Below are 23,176 nucleotides of genomic sequence, written 5' to 3' on the forward strand. Positions count from 1 at the left end.
CGACGCGCGCTCCACGAGCCCGCCGCCGGCCCCTCCCATCCCGCCGCCCGCGCCGCCCGTCCCGCCGGCGCCGCCCGCGCCGCCATTCCCGCCCGCGCCGGTCCCGCCGGCGCCGCCCGTATTCGACGACGACGGGTCATCCGAGCAGCCGGCCGCCGCGATCACGGCGGCCGCGCTTGCCAGAACGAGCGCAATCCACCGGCCCCTCCACCCGCGATGATTCATGAATTCCTCCAGGAAAAGCAAGCGACGTAGCGACTCGTACGAGTCCTATCGCCCAATGCCATTTCCTGTCAAGGAACACCGGCTCACCGGCGGGCAGAGCGGCCCGGCTCAGCTCCCGCCGAGGATGCCGTACAGCTCCTTCTTCGTCGCCTCGTCGTCCGCGCTCACGGCGACGAGCGTCGTCCCGACGAGCTGCGCCTCCTTCTCGGCGAGGGACTTTTCATAATGGATGGTCTCGATCACGAGCGTGCCTGCGTCCCCCGAGAGGAAACGGTGGTTGTACACGACGCCGCTCGGCGAGAGCCGGCCACCCGAGCGGCTGCCGAGCTCGGTCAGACCCCACTTCTTCACGGCATCGTCGAATTTGGAGTCATTGAAGAGGTCGTCGGTGGCCTTCTCCGGGGAGCAGATCGCGGCGACGTCCTTCGCGAACGGCGCGAGCGCCGGCGCGGGCTTCTTGTCCGACGTGGGCTCCCAGCCGAACCGGATCATCGCGCCTTTGCCCGTCGTGAGCTCGGGCTTCGGCGCGCCCTCCACGGCCTCGCCGAGCGCGTCGATCCAGACCTGGGCGGAGCGCTGGTCGTTCTCCTCGCCCTTCGTGATTTTGAGGTAATGCGAGGGCCAGTTCTGCTCCAGGTCCTCGTTCGACTCGATCTTCCAGCCCGCCTTCGTCAGGCGCTCTTCCAGGCCCTTCGACGAGACCGCCGTCCCCTTGCCGGCCGAGGCGCCGGCGTTCTTCGAATCAGCGGAAGCGCCCGCTGTCGAATCCGACTTGCTGCATCCGTAGCCAGCGGTGGTGAGAGCGAGCACGAGAAGAACGATGTTTTGCAGGCGCATGAATCCCTCGAAACAGGAATGACGAGAATCGGGTAAAATCGACGTGGCCGTCCCTACCAGGCACTTCGTCCCGATGTCAAGACGGACCTGCGAAAAACGTTTCGCAGCGAGCTACTTCTTTCGTTTCCGCTTCTCGCCGAGCACCGCGCGCTTCGTCGCGAGATAGGCCCCCGCGTCCGCCTTCTCGCCGTGGGCCCAGTTCTTCATGAGCGGGACGATCTCGTCGTCCCACGGATCCGCGAGACGCAGGCGCACGAAGTCCGCGTAGAGCGCCGAGAGCGAGGTCTCGAGGTCTTCGAGCAGCATCATGCGCTCGTAAAAGACCTCGTGTTTCTCGTCGTTCTTCTTGAGCTGCGTGGGCAACTTGAGGCCCGAGAGCGCCAGCGAATCGGCCTTGAGCGTCCAGGCATACTCGCGCTCCCCGTGCACGAGGCGCATCTTCGCCTCCTTCGGGAGCTTGCCCTGCCGGAGCGCCTCTTTCGCCTCCGGCGACGAGGCCGGAATCGCGCCCTTGAGACGGCTCTCTTCTTTCTCCAGGACGAGCGTGATCTGCGCCTCCAGCCACATCGAGACCGGATCGGCGCCCGTCGGGTGCAGGTTCGTCTCCTGCATTTCGCTCTCGAACCAGAGCCAGACCACGAATTCACGCCCCATGAAGCGGCGCCCTTCGATGAGATCCAGGAGCTCCATCAGCGCGCCTCCTCTTCCAATCGGGCAAGGATCGTCGGTTCGAGCCCGGCCATGGCCCGCGCCTCCTTGGCGTCGAGGCCAAGCCGATCGGCGGCCGTGCCCGGGCTCTCGGGCACGAGGTCGACCTTGAACGTGCGCTTGAAGAGGTCGTCGAGCAGGGCCGAGATGCGCTCGGATTGGCTGTACAGGTGGAGCACGTTCGTCCGCAGATTCCACACGACGTCGTAACTCTTGAGCGAGGGCACGAGCTGGCGCCGCAGCTTGCGCACGACCATCGTCTTCAACTCGGCCTTCGCCTGCCGGCCGAGGCGCTCGAGGCCCCTCTTCGCCAGGAGCGCCTGCTCGGCGTCGCGCAGGTGGGCCTTGAGCAGCGGACCGGGGATGACCCACCGATCGAGGCGCAAGCCGAGACAAACGTACTCGTTGTAGAAGACCTTTTCGTGATCGAGGTCCGTGACGAAGGGATCCTCGATGCTGGCCCAGCCCGCGCCCTCGTTCTTCTCGTCGTCGGGCGAGAGGGGCTGGAAAGCGTTGGCACGGATGCGCTTCAGCGTCGTTCCGGGAACATCGTCGGGAATGTCACCGGTGACGTAGAAGCGCGAGAACGTGAGGCTACCGCGGAGTGCACCCAAGGTCGGGCCCATCTACGAGCTTCGCCGCGCGGAGGCAAGAGGGTTCGACGAGAGGGCGCGAGGGCCCGGGAAAACGGGCCCTCCTCGGTGATCTCCTCCTCGAAGAACGATCGGCGCCTCGCGAAATGGATACCGAGAGCAAGCTCGATGGCCCGCACCAGCTAAGCCACGCCGAGCTGCTTGCACACCTCGACGAGCGCCACCTCCGCGCCCGCGGCGATGGACAGGATGCCCGGCTCGCTGATGCGCGGCGTGGGGTCGATGTTGAAGATGGGCACGCGGCGCCGGAGCGCGAGTTTCGTCACGAAATCGGTCACGCCAACCGAAAAGGACGTGCCCGCGAAGATCACGAGCCGCGCCTGCACCTGCGCGGCGACGCCCACGCGCCTCCACTGGTAATCGTGGTGGCCGGCGTACGCCTCGTCGAACCAGAGGACGTGCATCCGCAGAAACGAGCCACACGAGGGGCAACGAGGCACGTTCGCTTCCACGGGGTTTGCCCGGAACGCCGCGAGATCGACCTCGCTCGCCTTGATGGATCCCTCGGGCGCGCCGAGGTCGCAGCCGACCTGCGAACATCGATACCGATCACTCGTCCCGTGGACCTTGATCATGCGCTGCGACCCGGCCTGCTCATGCAGGGTGTCGACGTTCTGCGTGACGAGGAGGAACTCGCCGCCCCTCTCGAGCTGGAATCGCTCGAGCGCCGCGATGGCGTGATGCCCCGGGTTCGGCTTCGCCCCTTCGAGCTTGTCGAATCGCGAGAGATACCATTTCCAGGAGCCCGCCGGGTCCTCGCGGAAAAACTCGTGGGTGCCGAGCTCGGTGACGTCGCGCTTCCAGACGGCGTCGGGATCGCTGCCGCGGAATGTGGGGATCCCGCTGGCATGGCTGACGCCGGCCCCGGTGACGATCAAGATCTGTTCGGGGTGCGTGGACCGCACGGCGTCCGTGAGCGCGGCGAGAGCGTCCTGCATGAGACGCACGGTAGCACGAACGGCAGGCGTGATGAACGGCGAGAGAACGGAGCGACCCCCCCGGGGGCGGTTTCAGGCCTTGGCCGTGCCGCGCGCCGAGAGCTCCCGCCGGAGCTTCGGCAGCTCTTTCTTTCCGATCTTGGTGCGGATGATGTCGGCGATGCGACCGCGCTCGTCGTCCTCCGGGAACGTGAGCAGATCCATCGGCAATACGTCCAGCCCTTGCGCGATGCGCACGAGCGTCTCGACCGTGATCGCCGCGAGCCCGTGCTCGATGCTGGAGAGGTGCCCCTTCGACAGTTGCCCGACGTCGGCAACGTGCTGGAGGGACAGACCCCGTTCGAGGCGAAGCGCGCGGATGCGCGCGCCGACCTTGGCTGCGGCAGGAGAAGGTATGGTTCGTCTGGGCATGATGTTACGATGCCACAACCTTGCTCCTGCGACAAACGAAAGTTTGGCGGCGGGTAGAGAGGATCACGCGCGGCGCAGGCCCCCGCGCGCCCCGGTCCGCGCCCGCGCAGGTCAGCGCCTCGGCGTCTCTCGGGCCGACCCGGGGCCGACCAGGTGATGGGGACGTCGGTGATCGGAATGCGCCGAGCGCGATCTCGTGCACGGGGCGCTCGCGACGCGAGCACGTGACGAAAGACGAGGCCGCGCTCCTGGATGCACAGCCGATCGAGCAGGAGCTCCCGCGCGGACGCGACGTCGGGATCGTCCGGGGCGACGTGGAATGCGGCGTCGCAGACGGCCCGGGCCTTTTCGAGCCCCCCTTCCGTCTGCCCTGGCGCATGCACCACGTGCCGCGAGGAGATCCCCATGATGCACGCCGCACGAAAGCTCGATCCGCGTGACCTCGGCCGATTGCACGCCCGCCCCACGCCCGGCCCCCGCGACGACGCCCAGCGAGGCGACAGGCCGCTCGGGCTCGGCGACAAACGCGACGGGATCCTCTTCATTCCGTCGAGCTACGACCCTGCCCGCCCGGCCCCGCTGATGCTCTGCCTGCACGGCGCGGGCGGCGCGGCCCGTCATCGCATCGATCGCATTCGCCCGGAGGCCGAGCGCGACGGCGTCCTCCTCGTCGCGCCCGATTCGATGAGATCGACCTGGGATCTGCTCCGCGGCGGATACGGCGCCGACGTCGCCCGCATCGATCGCGCGCTCGATGCCGTCTTCCATTGCCTCGCCGTGGACCCGGCGCGCGTCGCGATCGAGGGGTTCTCCGACGGGGCCTCGTATGCCCTCTCCCTCGGCCTCATGAATGGCGATCTCTTCCGGTTCGTCTTCGCGTTCTCCCCGGGATTCATGCGGCCGCTCACGCGCGTGGGCGCGCCCGAGATCTTCATCAGCCACGGCGTCGCCGACCCGGTCCTGCCCATTCGATGCAGCCGGAACCTCGTCCCCTCCCTCGAATCCGCGGGTTATACCTTGACGTACCGCGAGTTCGACGGGGGCCACGACGTCCCGCAGGGCATGCTCCGGGAGGCGATGGATATCCTCCAAAGTGCGACGACGTGATCAGTGCCGCCGGCGGTTCGTCTCGAACCCGCCGACCATGATGGCGTGGTCGAGCGGCTCGGAGCGGCCGAACGTCTCCTCGCGCGCCTTGTCCGCGCAAGGGCCGCAAAGCAGCACCTTGCCCACGTCGACCGCTTCGTACAGACGAACCTCCGCGAGCGCCGCGCAGGCATAACAAGCGCCCACGCCGCGGACCGACCCGCTGCGCCGGGAGGCGAGCGCGGGGAGAGAATGGCGCGCGGCGGGCGCGCGAGGCCGCACGACGGGGGCGCGCTCGGGCATCGGCGCGACGCGAGCTTTCCCGTTCGGGCCGACCTTCACGATCTTCCGCGTCTTGCCTTCTCCGGCGGCGATCGGGGGCGCGTGCCGCTTCATCCGTTCCTCGAAACGGATATACAGAAGGCCCCGGGGCCTGTCCAGACCGGACGCCCCGGGGCCCTCGTGCACGGCATCAACGATTGGAGGAGGCCTCGGGCGACGCCTTCCGCCGCCGGACCACGCGCCTCCGCCGCGCGAACGTCGCCGCGGCGAGCACGAGCGATCCGAGGAGCAACGAAGACGACGCGCCGCCACTTCCAGCCGTGAGCGCACAGCCGTCGCCGCCGTCGCTCACGTCGCCGCCGCACTGCGACTCGCCCCAGACGGCGTCCTTCTTCGCGAGGGAATCCGAGCAGGCAGACCCCTCTCCGCTGGTGGTCGTCGTCGCGAGCATTGCGTTGATCGCGTCCTGCTTCGAGATCTTGGGCACGTCGAGCGAGCAGATGCTCTCGACCGTTCCATCCGCGCCGAGCCGCGCCGACCAGGTGCTATCACCCGTGTCGCTGAGCGTGACGAGCACCGCGGTACCGGTGGAACCTGCGTTGTAGACGTCGAGCGTGTCGCCCACCATCGCGACGGAGGCATCGCCGTGGAGGGCGTCGACCTTCACGGTGGTCTTTCCATCCGACGCGACCGCCGTCACAGTCCCCTCGGCCACGGCGACGGTCTTGTAGCCGCTATTCGGACAGAAGCATGCGTCGGCCTTCGTGATGAAGCAATACTCCGGCTGGATCCGGGCCGCCTCGGCCACGCTCAGCCCGGCGCGATCGAGCCAGGCGCGGAGGGTGATGTCCCCTTCGATCTCGCGGATGAACGCATTGTTTGCCGTCCTTGCCACGCGCGCGACGAGATCGACCTCGCCCGTCGACTCGATGAGGTGCGCCATCGCGCAGCGTGTGCCGAACGCGTCCACGAAATAGGGCATGCGGATGCCGGGGAAATCCAGGTTCCGCGGAAAACGCCCGGTGCGAGCGTACCGCTGGAGCTCGGCAATGAGGCCCGCGCGCGCCGCGCATTGTTCGGGGGACAAGTGGCTCGTGTCGCGCGCGCGGAGCTCGGCGAGGACCCCGCGGAAATGGGCGACGAGGCGCGCCTTCTCCCTGGCGAGCGGGGAGCGCCCGTGGCGCAGTGTGGCACGCCGGCGGGCCGCGGGGGACGAGCGACGAGACTTGGAGGTCAAAGCAAGGGTCATTCTAGGCTCCTTCGGGGCGCCCATCCGCGCCCCGGCGATCCCCGCCTATAGCAGGAGTCATGCCGTCGCAAAAAGCGCGTTCAACGCAATCGCGAGCCAGCCGGCGAGCAGCAAGAGGCCTCCGAGGGGCGTGACCGCGCCGAGCCCACGACGGCCGGTCAGCGTCATGGCGTAAAGGCTGCCCGAGAATAGAAAAATGCCGCCGAGGAAGAACCAGGGCGCGAGCGCGCTGCCTTCCTTCGTGGGTGTCGGGTGAAGCGCCGTGAGGCCTATCGCAATGGCGTGGAGGAGGTGATATTGGGATCCGGTTTGCCACCAGGTGAGGCGCTGCTCGGCGTCCGGGAACTGCGTGACCCATTTCTTGAGCCCGTGCGCCCCGAACGCGCCGAGCGCGACCCCGAGGAAGCCGAGGACGCCGGCGAGCAGGAGGGAGAAACGTTCCATGCGTGGAGCGTGACGCGTGCGCGGCCATCGCGCACGAACCGGACGCGACGAACATGCCTGGGACGGAGCGCGGTCGCGGTATGTTGCCCCGGCCGATGAAACGCCGCGCCGCCCTCCCCTTCGCCCTCGCCTTCGCGCTCTCCGCCTGCTCGTCCACGCTGTGGATGAGCGCTCCGCCGTGCCTCCGTGGGCCCGTCCCCGAGGTCGGCCGGCCCGTCCCCGACGAGATGTTCGCGTTGATGCGGCGCGAGCGGGATCGAGCCGAGCGCGCCTCGCCGCTCGTCCGAGCCCATATCCTCGAAACGATCCCCCGGCTTTTCCCCGACGTGAGTGATCTCCTGCTCGCGCCGCCTTGCGACGAAGAGCTCGAAGCGGAGAGCGCGGCGGCGTTCGACGAAAAACCCCTCCCCTTCTCACGCTTGCTCGTCGCGCGCATTCGCACCGTGCACGACGCGGAGATCCTCATGGCGCTCGCCAAGCGGGACGAGGCGAGCATCACCGAGTACCAGCTCAGCCCGGACGAACCCGGGCCGCGCCCGCCGAAATCCTTCGTTCGGTATCTCGCGCTCGCCAGCATTCCCGTGTACTGGGTGGTCACCAATGTCCCGGAGGGCCGGCGGCTCTTGCTCGATCGGGTGCGCACGAGCAAGGACGCGCGCGAGCAGCTCCTTTTGCATGGCGCTACCTCCTCCGTTTATTCCTGGATGTTCTGGGGACATCCCGAGCGCGCAGAGGGCGAGGAGGGGCCGGCGCTCCTCCGCGCCTCGCTGCCCGAAATCAAGCGGAGGCTCGAAGGCCCGGCGGACGCGGCTTCGCTGGAGCTCGTGCTCCTGCAAATCAACGATCTAGGCGCCTACGGTGTGCGGTTTGGCCTGGAGCGAGAGGCGCGGGCGCTCGTGAACGAGATCCTCGCGGCGAAAGGCGAGGTGCCGCTGACGCGAGGCATTCCGGGCGCGGCGCGGGACCTCGCGGAGGTGGCGCGCGCGGCGCTCTTCGATCTCGATACCCCCCAGAAATCGACGAGCGCGCCGGACCTCCCGCGGCCGCGCCGGGAACAAATCGATGTCCAGGCGGAATTGCGCTACGTCGAGCCCGCGGGCAGAAAGGTCCCGGAGGCCGCCGCGCTCGCCCGCGTGCGCGAGCTCGACGCGGAGCTCGAAAAGCTGCGCTTCAACGCGCCACGCTGCTACGTCCTCAACGAACTCGGCCATTGGATGCCGCCCGCCGAGGCGTCGCGGCGCTTCGACGCGTTCATCGCGCCGATCTTCGAGGGGGAGCGCATTCGCCTCGACACCGAGTCCGTTTGCCGCATGGATGTCGCACTGGGACTCAATGGCGTGGACGAGGCGCGGCGCGTAAAGCTCCTCGAAAAGCTTCTCACGGCGAAGCCCGAGCAAGTCGGCCCGCGTGATCGGAGCCGCGACGAACATCATCCGGCGATTGCCTACCCTGCGGACGAGCAGCCCTTGTGGTCGGTCGCGGCGAGCGCCCTCCTGGTTCATCCGGAGTGGATCGAGCGACACGCCGAGGTGCGCACCTGGCTCGAACAGCAGGCCCTCGCGCCGATTCCGAGCGATTCCGCGACGGCGCAGGTGTGGACGTATTTCCAGCCCTCGTTCGAGCGTGTGATCACGTTCCACGCCTCGGGCGCGCCCGGCGCGTCGATGGAAACGGCGCGCGCGATTTTGCGCGGCTACATGCAGCCCCTCGACCCGACGATGCAGAAGCTAATCGCGTACATCTACTTCGGCGAGGTGTCGAGGGCCCGAATGCGCGCGCTCGGCGACTACGGCAAGCTCGTCGGGCTCGTCCCGGAGGTCACGGCGTACCTCGAAGAACGAAAAACGGATCGCACCGCGACCGTCGCGCTCCACATGCTGAACCTCTAGCGGCGCGCGACGAACGACGGTAGCATCCCGTCGCATGACCGACCACGCCAAGTATAACATCGATCTCGACGTGAAATTCCAGCACCTCGAGCGCATCGACGTCCCATCCGTCGTCGCCGCGTGCACCGAGACATGGCAGAACCGGACGCTCACGCAGGTCAATGGCAGCGTGGTGCGGCTTGGCGTGATCGAGGGTGATTTCCACTGGCACAAGCACGAGGACGACGACGAGTTCTTTTTTGTTCTCGAAGGCAAGCTGCTCATCGATCTGGAAGATCGGACGATCGAGCTCGGGCCGCAGCAGGGCGTGACGATCACGAAGGGCGTGATGCATCGGCCGAGGGCCCCGGGCAGGACCGTGATGCTGATGGTCGAGACGTCGGCCATTCAGCCGACGGGCGATCCGTGAAGGCACCGTCGACGGCGGCGAGGGATCCGCGCCCGAGGCCTGCGCGTACGTGGGGCGTGATGCGACGTCTTTTGCTTCCTGCGCTCGTGCTCGTCCTCGGCTGCGGCGCTTCGCCCAAGGCGGCCGAGGTCGCCCCGCGTGGGCTCGTGCGCGCGGGGACACCGGACGCGGTGAACCTCGCGCTCGCGCGGGCGCAAGAAAAGAAGCAGCTCTTCCCCTGGCAGCCCTTTTCGCCGGAGACCTTCGCGCGCGCCCGCGCCGAGCGGAAATTCATTCTCCTCGACGGCGCCGCCTCGTGGTGCCACTGGTGCCACGTGATGGACGAGACGACGTACCACGACGAACGCGTGGGTCGGCTCCTGAAGGACAAATTCGTCGCCATTCGAGTCGACATCGACGAGCGCCCGGACATCGGCGAACGATATGCCGACTGGGGCTGGCCCGCGACGATCCTGCTCTCGCCCGACGCCGAGGAGCTCGGAAAATACCGCGGGTACCTGCCGGCGGACGAGCTCTTGCCCATCCTCGAAGCGATCGCCCAGACGGACACGTCGGGCGGCGAGAAAGCGCCGGATCCCGCGCGGATCGTCCCCGCGCCCGAGGCACTGCCGTGGATCGCCGCGCGAGCGTCGATCGACATGGACCGTTATTTCGACCGGGAAGAGGGGAGCTGGGGCGACTTCCAGAAATCTCCGCTCGGCGCGAATGTACTCTTCGAGCTCAGGCGCGCGGCGCACGGGGACGATCTCGCGCGCAGGCGCGCCGTGTTCACCTTGGAAAAACAGCGCGCGATCCTCGATCCGATCTGGGGCGGCATCTACCAGTATTCCGCGGGCTCGACCTGGACCGAGCCCCATTACGAGAAATTGATGCCCTACCAGGCGGCGAACCTCGAAGCCTACGCCGCCGCGCACAAGGCCACGGGCCGCAAGGATTTGCTTGAGGACGCCCGCGGGATCGCGCGGTACCTCTCGACGTTCCTGTCGAACGCGGAGGGCGCGTTCCTCGTGAGCCAGGACGCGGACGTGGGCGCGCACGAGGAGGGAAAACCGTTCATCGACGGGGACGTGTATTATCGTCTCGACGACGCGGGCCGGCGCAAGCTCGGGATTCCGCGCATCGACGACCATGTGTATGCCTACGAGAATGGGCTCGCCATCGCGGCGATGTGCACCCTGTTCGAGGCGTCGGGCGACAAGGACGCGCTCGCAAAGGCGGAGCGGGCCGCGGCCGTCTTGACGGCGAGCCACGTGGGGCGAGACGGCGCGGTCGAGCACGACGCGAAGACGCGTTCGCCCGTCCATTACCTCGCGGACGCCGCCGGGTTCGGCCGGGCGCTCGTGCGGCTCTTCGAGGTCACGCAAAACGCGGCCTACCGCGACGCGGCGCTCCGGATTGCGGAAGCCATGGAGAAGACGCTGCTCGACGAGGCGACGGGGGCGTATTTCGCGCACACGAACGATCCTTCCGCGGTGGGGGTGTTCGCGCGGCGCGAGCGGCCGTTCGCGAGCAATGCGCTCGCCGCGCGGTTCCTCGCAGGGCTCGGGCGGATCACGGGGGATCAAGCGGTTGTCGCGCGGGCGAAAAGGACCCTCGTGGCCATCGCGAGCCCCCGCGGCGTGGCGGAGCAGGGCCGGATGATTGGAGACTTTTTGCTCGCGCTCGACGAGGCGGGCGTGTTCCCGTGGCCGGGCGCGCGTTGAAGGAATCGCGGGGCGAGGCGGCGCCCCTCGTGGGTCTTGCAGGGAAGCGCGGGCTCGTGAAACACGGAGCCGCCGCTCTGTGGCAGGAGGACGCGTGAAACGCTCGATCCCATCCCTATCCGTCGTTCTGATGCTCGGCGCCCTTGGCTGCGCGAGCGCTCCTCCACCCCCGCAGGCCGCGTCCTCGCCGTCGCCCGCGAACGCGACGGATACGCAGAAGGACCCGCCCGCCGAAGCGAAGGCCGCCGAGTCGGCTTCTCCGCTGCCCGAGGCCAAGCCGAAGGTCTTCGGGTTTCGCGATTTCCTCTCCATTGCAGGCGTGCGCGCCGGGGCCACGCTGGACGACGTCGAGGCGGCCTGGGGCAAGGGAGAGCGCAGGGGCGACAAGCTCCGGTACGAGGACGGGCCCACGGTGTCGGTCATGCCCTCGGGAGGCTTGATGATCGACATCCACGTGGGCGCGGAGGGCTGGGTGAAGCGGCACGCAAACGGGCCGCTGTCCATCTGGGGAAAAACCTGCGAGGAAGCCGCCGCAGCGCTCGATTTCACCGACGTCGTGGGCGCGTACACGACCTGCAAGCATTACGAGAAAGACCTGTTCCTCGACGTGACCCTGATGTGCAGCCAGGGCCGCGTGGGCACGGTCGCCGTCGTGTGGTACCCGTTCGACCCGAACGACGCCGTCAATCCACTACCGCCGGATCATTGCAACTGACGCACGCGAAGGGGTCGTCGGCAGGACGATCCGGAATCGTGCAATCGATTCAGGGGACGAGCAGGAGCTTGCCGACGACCTTGCCGGCGCGCGAACGGACGTGCGCCTCTTCCGCCTCGGCGAGCGGGAATTTCGCCTCGATGATGGCCTCGATCTCGCCTTTCGCGAGGGCCGCGACGAGGGGCTCGAGGCTTCCGCGCGTGGGTTTGCCGAGGAGCGTCTTCGTCCGACGTGAGAACACGAGCGCAGGGTAATCGGCAGGACGAACGACCACGAGGCCGAGCAAGCCCGTCGAATGCAAGAGCTTGCGGCACGCGGACGACGGGTACACCGCCGAGCCCATGGCGTTGAGCACGAGATCGAAGGGGCCGAGGCGCGCGGCGGCCTCGATCGGGTCGCCCGCATTGTAATCGATGGCCGTCGCGCCGAGCCGCGTGACGAGCGGCACGTTCCGCGCCGAGCACACGGCGGTCACGGTCGCCCCGTACGAGCGGGCGAGCTGCAAAGCAAAGAGGCCGACCCCACCCGAGCCACCGAGCACGAGCACGCGCGCGCCGGGCTTCGACGGGATACCGGCCTCCTCGAGCCATCGCCACGCCGTCACGCCGGCGACCGGGAGGCACGCGGCGGCGTCGAAGGCGACCGACGCGGGCAGCTCGGCGCATTGATCGGCGCGCACGATGACCTCGTCGGCATAACTGCCGCGCTGGTTGCGGGAAAAGTCGGTGCCGCCGACGACGCGGTCGCCGAGCTTCGGCGTCTCGACGGCGCTCCCGACCTCGACGACCTCGCCGGCGAAATCAATCCCGACGACGAGCGGCCCGGAGGGGCCGATGATCCGCTGCGCCGTGCCGAGCGGGCCGCCCTCGCGCATCTTCCAATCGACAGGGTTGACGCCGATGGCGCGGACGCGGACGCGCAGCTCGTCCGGGCGGAGCGGGCGTGACGGCAGCTCGAGGAGGCGCAGGGGTTCGCGGGACGAACGGGACGTCGCGACGATCATGGGCAGGCCCCCGCTCAATCCTTGCTCGTCCCGAGGGACCCGCTCGCGCGGCCCGAGGCGTCGATCGAATAACAGAAGGTATTTTTCGAAGTGGAGAACGGCAAGCGGGTGACCGCGCCGCTGCAGGTCGAGGCGCCCTTTTTCCCCTCGAAGCTCCATTCGAACAGGCCGAGCGGCTTCACCTGGAGATCGGTGTAGCCCTCCTCCACGAGGGAGGCGCGCACGCTCGAAAAACCCATGCCCCAGTAGAGCGGGACGACCAAGATCGCGCCGACGACGATGAGGAGTGTCTTCCTGCGTTTGGCCGCGGCCGCTTGCTGGAGCGCGGCGATCTCGGGGTCATTCTGCAGCGAGGCGTCCATGGCCCCGCGTACCACATCGACTGCGCGCAAGCTAGCCCGGAGGATTTCGAGAGTTCATTTCGCCGGGCTCGGCGCTCCGGGTCGGGCGGGGCAACGCGGCGGCCCGGCGCGCGGCGCCGCCGTCCTCGGTGAGCTTTCGAATCGCGAAGCCGAGGCCGTCGCGCAAGGTCGCCAGCGTGCGCACGCGCGACAGGTCGAGGCCGAGGGAGACCATGGTCTGCGCGACGTTCGGGCGAATCCCCGTGATGATCCCCTCCGCCCCGAGGAGGCGAACGGCGGTGATGATATTGAGCATGTGGCCCGCCGTGGCCGTGTCGACGACGTCGACGCCCGTCAAATCGAGGATCGCGAAGCGCGCCTGCGTGCGCGAGACCTCGGCGAGGAGATCGTCCGTGACCCGCGCGGCGCGCCGGCTGTCGACGACGCCCACCATCGGGAGCGTGAGGACGTGGTCCCAGACCTGGATGATCGGCGTCTCCAGGTTGAAGATGACGTCCTGCTGCCGTTGAATGACGGCGAGCTTCGCCTCGAGCTCCACTTTGGCCTGATGCGCTTCGGTGATGTTCAGGCTCAGGCCGAGGGCCCCCGTGGTCTCCTTGCCGTCATCGCCGAACGGCATGACCCAGTTGTCCCAGAAGACACCATTCAGCTGCGAGCGCTCGTTCCCCGCGATGCCCTGGAGAGCGCGCTCGACGAGGCGATCCCCCGGGGATATCTCGAAGATGCTCGATCCGAGGAGCGAGCCGCGTTTGAACCCGGCCGCCGCGCAGCCGTGGCCGTCGTGAAACGTGAAGTTGCCTTTCGCGTCGGTCACCCAGACGACCACGTCGAGGTGGTCGAGCAAGCTCTCGAGGATCCGCGCCATGCGAAGCCTCTCCTTCTCGGCGGCGAGCCGCTCCTCCTCGGCGCGCAGCCTTTGCTCGCGCTCGGTCTCGTAGCGCCTTCGCTCCCCGAGGTCGCGGCAGACGACCACGCCGCCGCAGATGTCCCCGTCGGCGTCGCGGATGACGCGCGCCAGGCATTCGACGTGCCTGCCCGCCGGCAGCTTCTCGCTCCGCACGAAGATCTCGACGGGTTCGACGTCCTCGCCCTGCAATGCGCGAGCGAGCGGCAATTGCTTCGCCGGAAACGGGGTCACGCCGTCCAGCAGAAAGATGCCATATCGGGTGGACCACTCCTCGGGGACGGCTTCGCTCGACTTCTCCCCGAACATCACCGTCGCGGCGGCGTTGAAATGAAGAAGGCGGCCCTCATGGTCGCAAATCACGACGCCATCGGCCAGGCTATGCAGCGCCGCCCGGAGGAGCCTCATTTCGCCGTCCTGGTCGGAAGGGTTCGCCTCGTGGTGGTGTCCATTCGTCGCGGCAGGCCCCGAATCGGTCAACCGCGCTTCGAGCTCGGCGACCCGCGCGCGCAACTCGGCGCACTCCTGTTCATAGGAAATCAACGGCACGCTGTCCTCCCCCCGGCGGTCCCACACGAAATGCCGTGGAACCGAATGTCGTCCACGCTACCTAGAAATCCGTCGCGGCGTCAACGGATTGGCGCGTCGAATACGTGCCAGGCCCGACATTCATGCGTCGCCCGCAAGTCGGGAGGAGCCTGATTCGAGATACCTGCGGCGACGGGTGAGATTCGAGGAGAACGCGATTCAGACGGCCTTGGCGCTGCGGATCGGCCGGGGGAGCGACCCGGCTCGGTGCACGGCGCCGGAGGCTCCGGAGAGCTCTCGAATGGCGAGCGAGAGGCCGTCGCGCAGGGTCGCGAGCGTACGCACGCGCGACAGGTCGAGGCCGAGGGAAATCATGGTCTGCGCGATGTTCGGGCGAATCCCCGTGATGATCCCTTCCGCGCCGAGGAGGCGAACAGCGGAGATGATATTGAGCATGTGGCCCGCCGTGGCCGTGTCGACGACGTCGACGCCCGTCAAATCGAGGATCGCGAAGCGCGCCTGCGTGCGCGAGACCTCGGCGAGGAGGCTGTCCGTGACGCGCGCGGCGCGCCGGCTGTCGACGACGCCCACCATCGGGAGCGTGAGGACACGGTCCCAGACCTGGATGATCGGCGTCTCCAGATTGAAGATGACCTCCTGCTGACGTTGAATGAGGGCGAGCTTCGCCTCGAGCTCCATCTTGGCCTGGTGCGCCTCGGTGACGTTCAGGCTCAGCCCGATGACCCCTGCGGGCGCCCCGTCCTCGCTCACCGGAATGGCCCAATGCTCCCACGTGAGCCCGTGGAGGTCGTTGCGGTCATGCCCGGCGACGCCCGCCGACAGCGCGCGTTGGATGAGCAGGTCGTCGGGGTAGACGTCGTGGGCACTCTTGCCGACGAGCGCGCCGCGAAAAAGCCCTGCCGACTCGGCGCCGCGGCCGTCGTGGAACGTGAAGACGCCTTTGTCGTCGGTCGCCCAGACGACGATGTCGAGATGGTCGAGCAGGCACTTCAGGATCCGCGCCATGCGGAGCCGCTCCTTCTCGGCGGCGAGCCGCTCCTCCTCGGCGCGGAGCCGTCGCTCGCGCTCGGCCTCGTAACGCCTTCGTTCGCCGAGGTCGCGGCACACGACGACGGCGCCGCAGATGCTGCCGTCGGCGTCGCGAATGGCGCGCGCGGAGCATTCCACGTACGTGCCGGCCGGCAGGCTCTCCCTTCGCACGAAGAGCTCGATTCCGTCGACGACCTCCCCCCGAAGCGCGCGGTGCGAGGGCAGGTCGTCCGCGGGGACGAGCGTCACGCCATCGGGAAGAAAGAGGCCGTATCGCGTCGACAGATGCTCGGAGGGGACGTCGCTCGACCGCTCGCCGAAGATCGTCGTCGCGGCGGCGTTGAAGTGGATGGTCCGGCCGTCGCGGTTGCAAATCACGACCGCGTCGGCCAGGTTATGCAGCGCCGCCCGGAGAAGCCGCGCCTCGGCATCTTGCTCGGGGGGGGTCGTCTCACGACGATGCCCATTCGTCACGACCTGCGGTCGTGTAGCAAGGCGCGCCTCGAGCTCCGCGACCCGCGCGCGGAGCGCCGCGCACTCGTTCTCGATCGGAAGATACACGCGTCCCTCCCCCTCCTGTCCATGTGGACTCGGAGCGGCAATCCAATCACCTTACGCGACGATGCTTGCACGTCAATCGATTGGCGCGCCGAGCACAGAATCGTCGGAACGGCCCGCCGCGCGATTCCCGATCGAGCCGAAGTCACGGACCGGTCCCCCTGCCGGCTCGTCCCCCCGCCTGTCCGCCGACTTCGAGACGACGACGTGGGCCACGTTACACCAGTGTCCCTGCCTCCGGGTGTGAATCGTCACGTTCGGTATCGATGGGCTTGGACGCGGGCGACGGTTTCAGGCATGAGCACGCCATGTCCGTACCGGTTCTGCCGAAACGCGCGCGTGTCGTCGTCGTCGGTGGCGGCGTCATTGGCTGCTCCGTCGCCTACCACCTGGCCCACATGGGCTGGAAGGACGTGGTCCTGCTCGAACGGGACCGCCTCACCTCGGGCACGACCTGGCACGCCGCCGGGCTCATCGTCACGTTCGGCTCGACGTCGGAGACGTCGACCGAGATGCGCAAGTACACGCGTGATCTCTACACCCGCCTCGAAGCGGAGACGGGCCTCGGCACCGGGTTCAAGCCGGTCGGGTTCATCGAGGTCGCGGCGGATCCGGACCGGCTCGAGGAGTACCGGCGCGTCTCGGCGTTCAACCGCCACTGCGGCGTCGACGTGCACGAGATCTCGCCCTCGCAGGTGAAGGAGCTCTTCCCGCTCGCGCGAACCGACGACATCCTCGCCGGTTTCTACGTGAAGGAGGACGGCCAGGCGAACCCGGTCGACATCACGATGGCGCTCGCGAAGGGCGCCAAGATGCAAGGCGCGACGATCCTCGAAAACGTGCCCTGCACCGGCGTGCTCACGAAGCGCGGCGCGGTCGCGGGCGTGCAGACGCCGTTCGGCGACATCGAGGCGGAGTACGTGGTGAACTGCGCGGGCATGTGGGCCCGTCAGCTCGGCGCGAAATCGGGCGTCAACATCCCGCTGCAATCGGCCGAGCATTATTACCTCATCACGGCCAAGATCCCCGATCTGCCGAAATCGATGCCCGTGCTCGAAGATCCGGGCTCGTACGGGTATTACCGCGAGGAGGTCGGCGGCCTGATGGTGGGGCTCTTCGAGCCCGTCTGCGCGCCGTGGAAGATCGAGGGCGTGCCGGACGATTTCTCCTTCGGCGAGATCACGCCGGACTGGGACCGGATGGGCCCGTACGTCGAGAGGGCGATGCGGCGCGTGCCGGTCACGCTGGAGGTCGGCGTCCGCAAATTCTTCTGCGGCCCGGAGAGCTTCACGCCCGACCTCGCGCCCGTCGTCGGCGAGGCGCCGGAGGTCAAGAATTACTTCGTCGCCGCGGGCCTCAATTCGATCGGCATCCTCACGGGCGGCGGGCTCGGGCGCGTGCTCGCGCACTGGATCATCAACGGTCGGCCCGACGTGGATGTCACGGGGATGAACATCGACCGGCTGCACACGTACCAGGCGAACCCCGAATACCGCCGCACGCGCACGGTGGAGTCGCTCGGGATGGTCTATCAATGCCATTACCCGACGCGCTCGATGCAGACGGCGCGCGGCGCGAAGACGTCGGCCATTCACGAGAGGCTCGCGGCCCAGGGCGCCTATTTCAAGGACGTGAGCGGCTGGGAAGGCGCGGACTGGTATGCGCCGCCCGGCGTCGCGCCGAAGGTGGAGCGGCTCTCGTGGGGCCGGCAGAACTGGTTCCCGTATTGGGAAGCCGAGCACCGCGCCTGCCGCGAGGGCGTGATCCTCATGGACATGTCGTTCATGGCGAAGTTCCTGGTGCAGGGCCGGGACGCGGGGAAGCTGCTCGATTACATCTCCGCGAACAGCGTCAATGGCGCGCCGGGCGTCATCACGTACACGCAATGGCTGAACGCCGGCGGCACGATCGAGGCGGACCTCACGGTCACGAAGCTCGACGACGAACAATACTGGGTCGTCGCCTCGGATACGGCGCACAGGCACGCGCTCACCTGGATGCGGCGGCATACGACGCCGGACATGCACGCGTTCGTGACGGACGTGACCTCGGGGTATGCGCAGATCAACATCCAGGGGCCGCGGTCGCGCGAGCTCATGCAGCTCGTGACCTCGGCGGACATGTCCAATGAAGCGTTCCCGTTCCGCGCCGCGCGCGAAATCGACATCGGGTTCGCCCGCGCGCTCTGCGTGCGTATCACGTACCTGGGCGAGCTCGGCTATGAGCTCTACATCCCCACGGAGCAGGCCACGCACGTCTACGATCGCCTCGTCGAGGCAGGCAAACGCGTGGACTTGAAGCACGCCGGGCTCAAGGCGCTGGCGAGCCTCCGTATGGAAAAGGGCTACCGCGATTACGGTCACGACATCGACAACACCGATTCGGTGCTGGAGGCGGGGCTCGGCTTCGCGGTCGATCTGAAGAAGCCGGACTTCCTCGGGCGCGAGGCGGTGCTCGCGAAAAAGGCCGCCGGGCCGCTCAAGCGCCGGATCGTGCAGGTGCTCGTGAAGGATCCGGAGCCGCTCATGTTCCACGCGGAGGTCGTGCGTCGCAATGGCAAGCCCATCGGCTACGTGCGCGCGGCTTCGTACGGACACACCGTGGGCGGCGCCGTCGGCCTCGTCATGGTGGAGGCCGGTGAGCCCATCGACGCGAAATACCTCGAAATGGCCACGTGGGAGGTCGAGATCGCCGGCAAGCAGGTTCCGGCCGTCGCCTCGCTCAAGCCGCTCTACGATCCCGAGGCGAAGCGCGTAAAGATGTGAGCGCGCCAAGCATCGCGGTTGACAGCGCTCCGCCGTTTGTCTCTCCTAGGGCGCCATGGCCGCGATCGAAACACTCGCAGAGGGCATCAGCACGGTCGACGAGCTGCTCGCCGAGAGCATCCTGGAGCCGGATCCCGAGCGCGAAGACTGGGGCCGCGCGCGCCCACGCGTCACGTTCGTCCGCGACGCGGTGGAGCGCGACGTGCTCTCGCAGCTCGACGACGCGCTCTTCGCCGCCGACGAGCAGCTCGCCCCGCGCATCAAGGGCCGCGTGGCCGCCCTGCTCGGCGACGTCGCAGGGCTGAAAGCGGCGAGCGGCGATCTGGACGGGGCGCGGCGCCTGCTCGGCAAGGCCGCCCCTCTCGCGCAAGCGCCCGAGATGCGGGCCGAGCTCGAGGCGGCCGCGGAGGAGCTCCCGGTCTTCGCCAGGCTCACGCACGCGCGGTGGCTCCAGCGGGCCGGCCAGTTCAAGCGGGCCGATCGCGCTCTCGCGCAGGCCCGCCGCCAGGTGAAGAGCCGCGGGCTGCGTGATGCCCTCCGCGAGGCGGAGAACGCGCCGCGGCCGCTCGAACGCGCGCCGACGCTCTTCACGCTGAACGGCATCGGCTTTCGGCTCTACGGCGAGCGCGACGTCTGGCCCGACGGCTCGTACGTCGCGACGTATTTCTTCTGCTTCGTGTTCATCCCCGTCGTGCCGGTCGCGGCCTATCGCGTCCGCCAGGTGGACTCGACGAGTTATCAGTTCCTCGCGAAGCAACCGCTCGGGCCGATCGCGAAGGTTTGGCGCGGCCTCGCCCTGCTCGGGACGCTCGGCGCGGTGGCCTCGGTGGCCATTTCGAGTTACCTCGACTCGCCCGCGCGCAAGGCGTCCGTCGCGCTCGCGGACGCGCGCGCGGCCGAGGCGAAGGGGGATCCCGAGGGCGCGCTCTCGCAGTATCGGCTCGTGCTCGGGACCTATCCCGGCGAGGTCGACGTGGACGAGGTGGCCGCGTCGATCGTGCGCCTCGTGACCGCGGAAGGCGTGCACGAGCCGGCGACGGTGGCGTCGCTCGAAGCGATCAGCCGGGTGATGAACGCCTTTTACGAGTTGCCGGCCGACGCGCGGGACGGCAAGGCGGCGACCTTGCTGGCGGAGCGGCTCTCGGCGTTCGCCGATCAGATCGGCGAGGATACGCCGGAGAAAGCGGCCGCTGCGCTCACCGTGCTCGACATGGCCGCGCGCGTCGTCGAAGGTCGCGCGGAGGCGCAGGCGATCACGGCGCGGCGCGCGCGCCTCCGGAAAAACCTCGCCGACGGAATGGCGGAGAGCCGGCCGCTCGGCGCGCTGCGCCATTACGTGGCGCTCGGCGACGCGGCGTCGCTCGAGGCGGGGAAGAAGATCATGGACCGCTTCGGCCCTGCGCCGTCGCTCTGGATCGAGGCCGAGGCCGAGGCCGAGGCGTGGGCCGCGCAGGCCTCCAAGCAAGGCCAGGCGGACGCCGCGTCCGACGTGAGGAAGCGCCTCGAAGAAGCGCGGAAGAAGCTCGCGGAGGACCGGGCGATCCTCGAAGCGAACGACGAAGTGGCGCTCGTGGTGGCGATCGCGCAGCGGCGGGGGCACCAGGAGCTCGCCGTGGGGTTTGCCTCGGCGCAAAGGAGCCGCGGCGATACGAAGGCTGCATTGAAGCTGCTCGGCGGGCTCGGTTCGCCCGGCATGCTCACGGCGCTGGCGCAACAAGCGCTCGCCGATGTGCACGCCGAGGCGGGGGACCTCGACAAGGCCGACGCGATCCTCACGGCCCTCGTGAACGAGCGCCTGCCCGATTTCCAGGAGGCGCAGCGCGCGTTTCGCGCGGCGAGCTTGAAGGTCGAGAACCGCATCGAAGGCGAGCTCCGCACCGGAAAGGTGCCGAGCGCTCTGCTCTCCAAGCTCCAGGGCGCGACGGAGGCGCAGGAGAGAGAGCTCGTCCAGGCCTACATCTCCGAGCAATTCCGCAATGACCCCACGCTCGCCTCCTTGCAGGCCGAGTTCTTGCGGCACGAGGCGGTGATTCCGGCGTCGATCTCGCTCGGCATGGTCAAGCTCCGGCGGGCCTCGACGACGACGGGCGACGCGCAGCGGACGCTGCTCGTGGAGGCGGAGCGCGCGTTCCTCGCGCTCGGCGGCGAGGCGGCGGGGGATCCGACGTATCACCTCGGCCTCGGGCAGGTATACCATCGGCTCGGCAAGGCCAAGGAGGGCGACGCGGAGCTCGAAGGGGTCCTCCAGAAAAAGGTCCCCACGCTGTCGATGGGCGTGGCGAACGCCTACCGCGAGCTCGGCCTGGAGCCCAAAGCGCGGGAGGTCGTCGAGGCCGTGTACAACGACAGCAGCGTGGAGCAGGAGAAACGCTACCAGGCGGCCTCGCTCCGCGCGAACCTCTCGACGGGCCTCGAAGACCGCGAGAAATGGCTCGGCCTCGCCGATCCGAGCTCGCCGTACGTCAAGACGCAGCTCCTCCAGGTGAAGGGCGTGCGCGCGGTTTCGCAGGGCAACCTCGCGGAGGCGGATCGGGCCTTCGCCGAGGAGGCGGCGTTCCACGAGAAGGACGCCGCGCGGAACGCGTCCTCGGCGAACAACGCGGCCGTCGCGCATGGGGGGCGTTATCAGGCGACGGGCGACGTCGCCCACCTGCGCGCGTCGGTGAAGGGGTTCGAGACCGCGGCGCGGCTCGACGGCGACAGCGCGATCGTGCTCGGTCACCTGGCGGGCGCGCTGGATCACCTGGCGATCGTGACCGTGCTCGATCGATGGGTGGACACGCGGGCCTTGCGGCTCGAGCGCACCGAGGCGTGGAGGCTCGCGGGGGCGATGCTCGACGGGCCGCTCCGCGCGGAGCTGCTCGCGGCGCTGGAGAAGGAGCCGAACGAGCGGCGCGCGCTCGAGGTGTCGCGGAGAGAGCAGATCCTCGCGCCGCAGAAGGCCTCGGCCTATCGGCGCGAGGTCGAGTGGCTCACCCTGCGCGCGGATGGCAAGGGGCTCGGCGAGCTCTCGGCGCGGCTCCAGGCGATGCCGCCGTTCGACGCGCAAAACACCGCGGCGGCGCAGGCGCCGTGGCTCCAGGGAAAGCTCGACGCGGAGCTCGACAGCTCGACGAAGCGCGAGGCCGAGGTCTGGCGCGGCCGCATCGTGGAGCTCGAAAAGCAACAGAAGGCGCCCACGACGGCGGCCGCGTGGCTCACGCTCGCGGAGCTCTACCGCATGCGGATCATGGTCGACGACTCCACGGAGAACCTCGACGCGATGGCGAAGGCCTACCGGCGCGCGCACGAGCTCTGGCCGGAGGGCATCCCCGCGCGGCAGCTCAGCAATGGCCTCACCGCGGTGGTGTTCGGCAAGGCGCTCGGCCTCTCGCCGAGCCTCGCGAAGGCGTGGGCGGCCGACCGCCGGCAGGTCTCGCCGCTGCGGATCGCCTACCGCGCGAGCATCGGGCCCGACGGGGCGGAGGTGCTCGCGGCGCTGCGAAAGCAGCCCGAGCTCGCCGAGGTGGTGGCGCTGCGGCGGGGCAAGACCAACGGCCGGCCGGGGCTCACGGACTGGATCCTCGCGCGCCTCGCGGGGGACGCGGAGCTCGAGAAGGAGGCCGAGGCGGTCTTCGATTCGGACGTGATGCGCCACGCGGTGGACATCGACGCTCGCATGCGACCCGGGCAACCGGAGGAGCAGATCGAGCTGGATTTGATGCGGTCGCGCGGGAAGACGCCCTAGCGGCTCCACCGCGCCGGGCTCTACTTGACAGACCAGTCCAGAAAGCGTACAAGCAGAGGTGCGAGCATGGCGCGCCCCAAGGAGTTCGACCGCGACGAGGTGTTGAAGCGGGCCATGGCCGTCTTCTGGGAGAAGGGCTACGAGGCGACCTCGACGGAGGATCTGCTGCGCGCGATGGGCATCGGGCGCCAGAGCATGTACGACACGTTCGGCGACAAACGTCGGCTCTACCTCGAAGCGCTCCAGCATTATCAGGCGGAGCAAGGTGCGGGGCTCATCGAGCGCCTTCAGGCCGGGGAATCGCCGCTCCGGGCGATCGAACAGGTCTTGATGGCCGTCGCCGCCGAGACCCCCGCCGAACGGGCGCGGGGCTGCTTGTACGTGAGCTCCATCGTGGAGCTCGCGCAGAAGGATCCGGAGGTCGCGTCGCTGACGAAATCCGGCACGATCCTCTGCGAGACCGCATTCGAGCGGATCGTGCGGGAAGCGAAGCGCAAGGGCGAGATCGAGCCGTGCGTCGACGAGCGAAAAGCCGGTCGCTTCCTGCTCGCCACGGTGCAAGGCCTGCGCGTCATGGCGAAAGCCGGGTCCACGCCCGAGACCCTGCGCGACATCGCTGCCGTCGCCCTCACCTCGCTGAAGCCTCGTTAGCTCAGCTCGCGCGCGGGCGCGCGAAGGAGCGCCCCCGCGTGTTCGTTTGCTTGATTCTGGACCGATCAGTCAACCAAGG

The 23,176-nt window shown here is 68.5% G+C and carries 20 protein-coding genes and 1 pseudogene; 8 read left to right on the plus strand and 13 right to left on the minus strand.

The window, feature by feature from the left end; translation table 11 throughout:
• The 6 genes and pseudogenes from QHF85_RS43275 to QHF85_RS43300 all read right to left on the minus strand — a co-directional run.
• Positions 1–225 (minus strand): annotated as a pseudogene (locus QHF85_RS43275) (hypothetical protein); the annotation flags it as partial.
• A 108-nt stretch (positions 226–333) separates the two neighbouring features.
• The gene (locus QHF85_RS43280; protein ID WP_281333340.1) at positions 334–1,062 is read right to left on the minus strand and encodes a hypothetical protein; all 729 of its coding nucleotides are present in this window, start codon (positions 1,060–1,062) and stop codon (positions 334–336) included.
• 111 nt (positions 1,063–1,173) lie between these two features.
• Positions 1,174–1,752: a hypothetical protein gene (locus tag QHF85_RS43285; protein ID WP_281333341.1), complete on the minus strand. Its 579-nt coding sequence runs from the start codon at positions 1,750–1,752 to the stop codon at positions 1,174–1,176.
• Positions 1,752–2,384 carry a hypothetical protein gene (locus QHF85_RS43290; RefSeq protein WP_281333342.1) on the minus strand — a complete coding sequence of 211 codons (633 nt, stop codon included), beginning with the start codon at positions 2,382–2,384 and terminating at the stop codon, positions 1,752–1,754. The genes QHF85_RS43285 and QHF85_RS43290 overlap by 1 nt, the downstream gene beginning before the upstream one ends.
• Positions 2,385–2,545: 161 nt before the next feature.
• Positions 2,546–3,361: a Sir2 family NAD-dependent protein deacetylase gene (locus QHF85_RS43295; protein WP_281333343.1), complete on the minus strand. Its 816-nt coding sequence runs from the start codon at positions 3,359–3,361 to the stop codon at positions 2,546–2,548.
• Positions 3,362–3,433: 72 nt separating this feature from the next.
• Complete coding sequence (locus tag QHF85_RS43300) at positions 3,434–3,772, minus strand: helix-turn-helix transcriptional regulator (RefSeq protein WP_281333344.1); 339 nt, start codon at positions 3,770–3,772, stop codon at positions 3,434–3,436.
• A 405-nt stretch (positions 3,773–4,177) separates the two neighbouring features.
• Here QHF85_RS43300 and QHF85_RS43305 point away from each other — a divergent pair, with 405 nt between their 5' ends.
• Positions 4,178–4,879, plus strand: a complete 702-nt coding sequence (locus QHF85_RS43305; RefSeq protein ID WP_281333345.1) for a phospholipase — start codon at positions 4,178–4,180, stop codon at positions 4,877–4,879.
• Here QHF85_RS43305 and QHF85_RS43310 read toward each other — a convergent pair whose 3' ends face one another.
• The 3 genes from QHF85_RS43310 to QHF85_RS43320 all read right to left on the minus strand — a co-directional run bounded on the left by QHF85_RS43310 (position 4,880) and on the right by QHF85_RS43320 (position 6,833).
• Complete coding sequence (locus tag QHF85_RS43310; RefSeq protein ID WP_281333346.1) at positions 4,880–5,254, minus strand: hypothetical protein; 375 nt, start codon at positions 5,252–5,254, stop codon at positions 4,880–4,882.
• A gap of 76 nt (positions 5,255–5,330) precedes the next feature.
• Complete coding sequence (locus QHF85_RS43315; protein ID WP_281333347.1) at positions 5,331–6,389, minus strand: hypothetical protein; 1,059 nt, start codon at positions 6,387–6,389, stop codon at positions 5,331–5,333.
• A 57-nt stretch (positions 6,390–6,446) separates the two neighbouring features.
• The gene (locus tag QHF85_RS43320) at positions 6,447–6,833 is read right to left on the minus strand and encodes a DUF423 domain-containing protein (RefSeq protein ID WP_281333348.1); all 387 of its coding nucleotides are present in this window, start codon (positions 6,831–6,833) and stop codon (positions 6,447–6,449) included.
• A gap of 95 nt (positions 6,834–6,928) precedes the next feature.
• On the opposite strand from QHF85_RS43320, the gene QHF85_RS43325 reads away from it, so the two are divergent.
• The 4 genes from QHF85_RS43325 (at position 6,929) to QHF85_RS43340 (ending at position 11,549) form a co-directional block, all read left to right on the plus strand.
• A complete protein-coding gene (locus tag QHF85_RS43325; RefSeq protein ID WP_281333349.1) occupies positions 6,929–8,722 on the plus strand; it encodes a hypothetical protein in 1,794 nt (597 codons plus the stop codon).
• 34 nt (positions 8,723–8,756) lie between these two features.
• On the plus strand, positions 8,757–9,131 hold the full coding sequence (locus QHF85_RS43330) for a cupin domain-containing protein (protein ID WP_281333350.1): 375 nt from the start codon (positions 8,757–8,759) through the stop codon (positions 9,129–9,131).
• A 59-nt stretch (positions 9,132–9,190) separates the two neighbouring features.
• Positions 9,191–10,834, plus strand: a complete 1,644-nt coding sequence (locus QHF85_RS43335; RefSeq protein ID WP_281333351.1) for a DUF255 domain-containing protein — start codon at positions 9,191–9,193, stop codon at positions 10,832–10,834.
• A 130-nt stretch (positions 10,835–10,964) separates the two neighbouring features.
• Positions 10,965–11,549, plus strand: a complete 585-nt coding sequence (locus QHF85_RS43340; RefSeq protein WP_281333352.1) for a hypothetical protein — start codon at positions 10,965–10,967, stop codon at positions 11,547–11,549.
• Between the two features lie 49 nt (positions 11,550–11,598).
• On the opposite strand, the gene QHF85_RS43345 is transcribed toward QHF85_RS43340, so the two are convergent.
• The 4 genes from QHF85_RS43345 to QHF85_RS43360 form a co-directional block, all read right to left on the minus strand.
• Positions 11,599–12,552 (minus strand): NAD(P)-dependent alcohol dehydrogenase, encoded by a 954-nt coding sequence (locus tag QHF85_RS43345; protein WP_281333353.1) that lies wholly within the window; start codon positions 12,550–12,552, stop codon positions 11,599–11,601.
• Positions 12,553–12,566: 14 nt separating this feature from the next.
• Positions 12,567–12,914 carry a hypothetical protein gene (locus QHF85_RS43350; RefSeq protein ID WP_281333354.1) on the minus strand — a complete coding sequence of 116 codons (348 nt, stop codon included), beginning with the start codon at positions 12,912–12,914 and terminating at the stop codon, positions 12,567–12,569.
• A gap of 31 nt (positions 12,915–12,945) precedes the next feature.
• On the minus strand, positions 12,946–14,367 hold the full coding sequence (locus tag QHF85_RS43355; protein WP_281333355.1) for a PAS domain-containing protein: 1,422 nt from the start codon (positions 14,365–14,367) through the stop codon (positions 12,946–12,948).
• A 198-nt stretch (positions 14,368–14,565) separates the two neighbouring features.
• Positions 14,566–15,957: a PAS domain-containing protein gene (locus QHF85_RS43360; RefSeq protein ID WP_281333356.1), complete on the minus strand. Its 1,392-nt coding sequence runs from the start codon at positions 15,955–15,957 to the stop codon at positions 14,566–14,568.
• A gap of 305 nt (positions 15,958–16,262) precedes the next feature.
• On the opposite strand from QHF85_RS43360, the gene QHF85_RS43365 reads away from it, so the two are divergent.
• The 3 genes from QHF85_RS43365 (at position 16,263) to QHF85_RS43375 (ending at position 23,097) form a co-directional block, all read left to right on the plus strand.
• Positions 16,263–18,719 (plus strand): FAD-dependent oxidoreductase, encoded by a 2,457-nt coding sequence (locus QHF85_RS43365; protein ID WP_281333357.1) that lies wholly within the window; start codon positions 16,263–16,265, stop codon positions 18,717–18,719.
• A gap of 55 nt (positions 18,720–18,774) precedes the next feature.
• The gene (locus QHF85_RS43370) at positions 18,775–22,446 is read left to right on the plus strand and encodes a hypothetical protein (protein WP_281333358.1); all 3,672 of its coding nucleotides are present in this window, start codon (positions 18,775–18,777) and stop codon (positions 22,444–22,446) included.
• A 66-nt stretch (positions 22,447–22,512) separates the two neighbouring features.
• Positions 22,513–23,097, plus strand: coding sequence for a TetR/AcrR family transcriptional regulator (locus tag QHF85_RS43375; RefSeq protein ID WP_281333359.1), 585 nt, complete (start codon positions 22,513–22,515; stop codon positions 23,095–23,097).
• The last annotated feature ends 79 nt before the right edge of the window (positions 23,098–23,176 follow it).

Source organism: Polyangium sp. 6x1 (assembly GCF_029946515.1).
GTDB lineage: Bacteria > Myxococcota_A > Polyangia > Polyangiales > Polyangiaceae > Polyangium.

What these genes read in the sequence shown, in the direction of transcription:
- QHF85_RS43305 (WP_281333345.1), top strand. Translation starts at nt 4,178, where the DNA reads ATGATGCACGCCGCACGAAAGCTCGATCCGCGTGACCTCGGCCGATTG.
- QHF85_RS43335 (WP_281333351.1), top strand. Translation starts at nt 9,191, where the DNA reads ATGCGACGTCTTTTGCTTCCTGCGCTCGTGCTCGTCCTCGGCTGCGGC.
- QHF85_RS43295 (WP_281333343.1), bottom strand. Translation starts at nt 3,361, where the DNA reads ATGCAGGACGCTCTCGCCGCGCTCACGGACGCCGTGCGGTCCACGCAC.
- QHF85_RS43370 (WP_281333358.1), top strand. Translation starts at nt 18,775, where the DNA reads ATGGCCGCGATCGAAACACTCGCAGAGGGCATCAGCACGGTCGACGAG.
- QHF85_RS43375 (WP_281333359.1), top strand. Translation starts at nt 22,513, where the DNA reads ATGGCGCGCCCCAAGGAGTTCGACCGCGACGAGGTGTTGAAGCGGGCC.
- QHF85_RS43365 (WP_281333357.1), top strand. Translation starts at nt 16,263, where the DNA reads ATGTCCGTACCGGTTCTGCCGAAACGCGCGCGTGTCGTCGTCGTCGGT.
- QHF85_RS43350 (WP_281333354.1), bottom strand. Translation starts at nt 12,914, where the DNA reads ATGGACGCCTCGCTGCAGAATGACCCCGAGATCGCCGCGCTCCAGCAA.
- QHF85_RS43330 (WP_281333350.1), top strand. Translation starts at nt 8,757, where the DNA reads ATGACCGACCACGCCAAGTATAACATCGATCTCGACGTGAAATTCCAG.
- QHF85_RS43345 (WP_281333353.1), bottom strand. Translation starts at nt 12,552, where the DNA reads ATGATCGTCGCGACGTCCCGTTCGTCCCGCGAACCCCTGCGCCTCCTC.
- QHF85_RS43285 (WP_281333341.1), bottom strand. Translation starts at nt 1,752, where the DNA reads ATGGAGCTCCTGGATCTCATCGAAGGGCGCCGCTTCATGGGGCGTGAA.
- QHF85_RS43340 (WP_281333352.1), top strand. Translation starts at nt 10,965, where the DNA reads ATGCTCGGCGCCCTTGGCTGCGCGAGCGCTCCTCCACCCCCGCAGGCC.
- QHF85_RS43325 (WP_281333349.1), top strand. Translation starts at nt 6,929, where the DNA reads ATGAAACGCCGCGCCGCCCTCCCCTTCGCCCTCGCCTTCGCGCTCTCC.
- QHF85_RS43310 (WP_281333346.1), bottom strand. Translation starts at nt 5,254, where the DNA reads ATGAAGCGGCACGCGCCCCCGATCGCCGCCGGAGAAGGCAAGACGCGG.
- QHF85_RS43280 (WP_281333340.1), bottom strand. Translation starts at nt 1,062, where the DNA reads ATGCGCCTGCAAAACATCGTTCTTCTCGTGCTCGCTCTCACCACCGCT.
- QHF85_RS43315 (WP_281333347.1), bottom strand. Translation starts at nt 6,389, where the DNA reads ATGACCCTTGCTTTGACCTCCAAGTCTCGTCGCTCGTCCCCCGCGGCC.
- QHF85_RS43320 (WP_281333348.1), bottom strand. Translation starts at nt 6,833, where the DNA reads ATGGAACGTTTCTCCCTCCTGCTCGCCGGCGTCCTCGGCTTCCTCGGG.
- QHF85_RS43300 (WP_281333344.1), bottom strand. Translation starts at nt 3,772, where the DNA reads ATGCCCAGACGAACCATACCTTCTCCTGCCGCAGCCAAGGTCGGCGCG.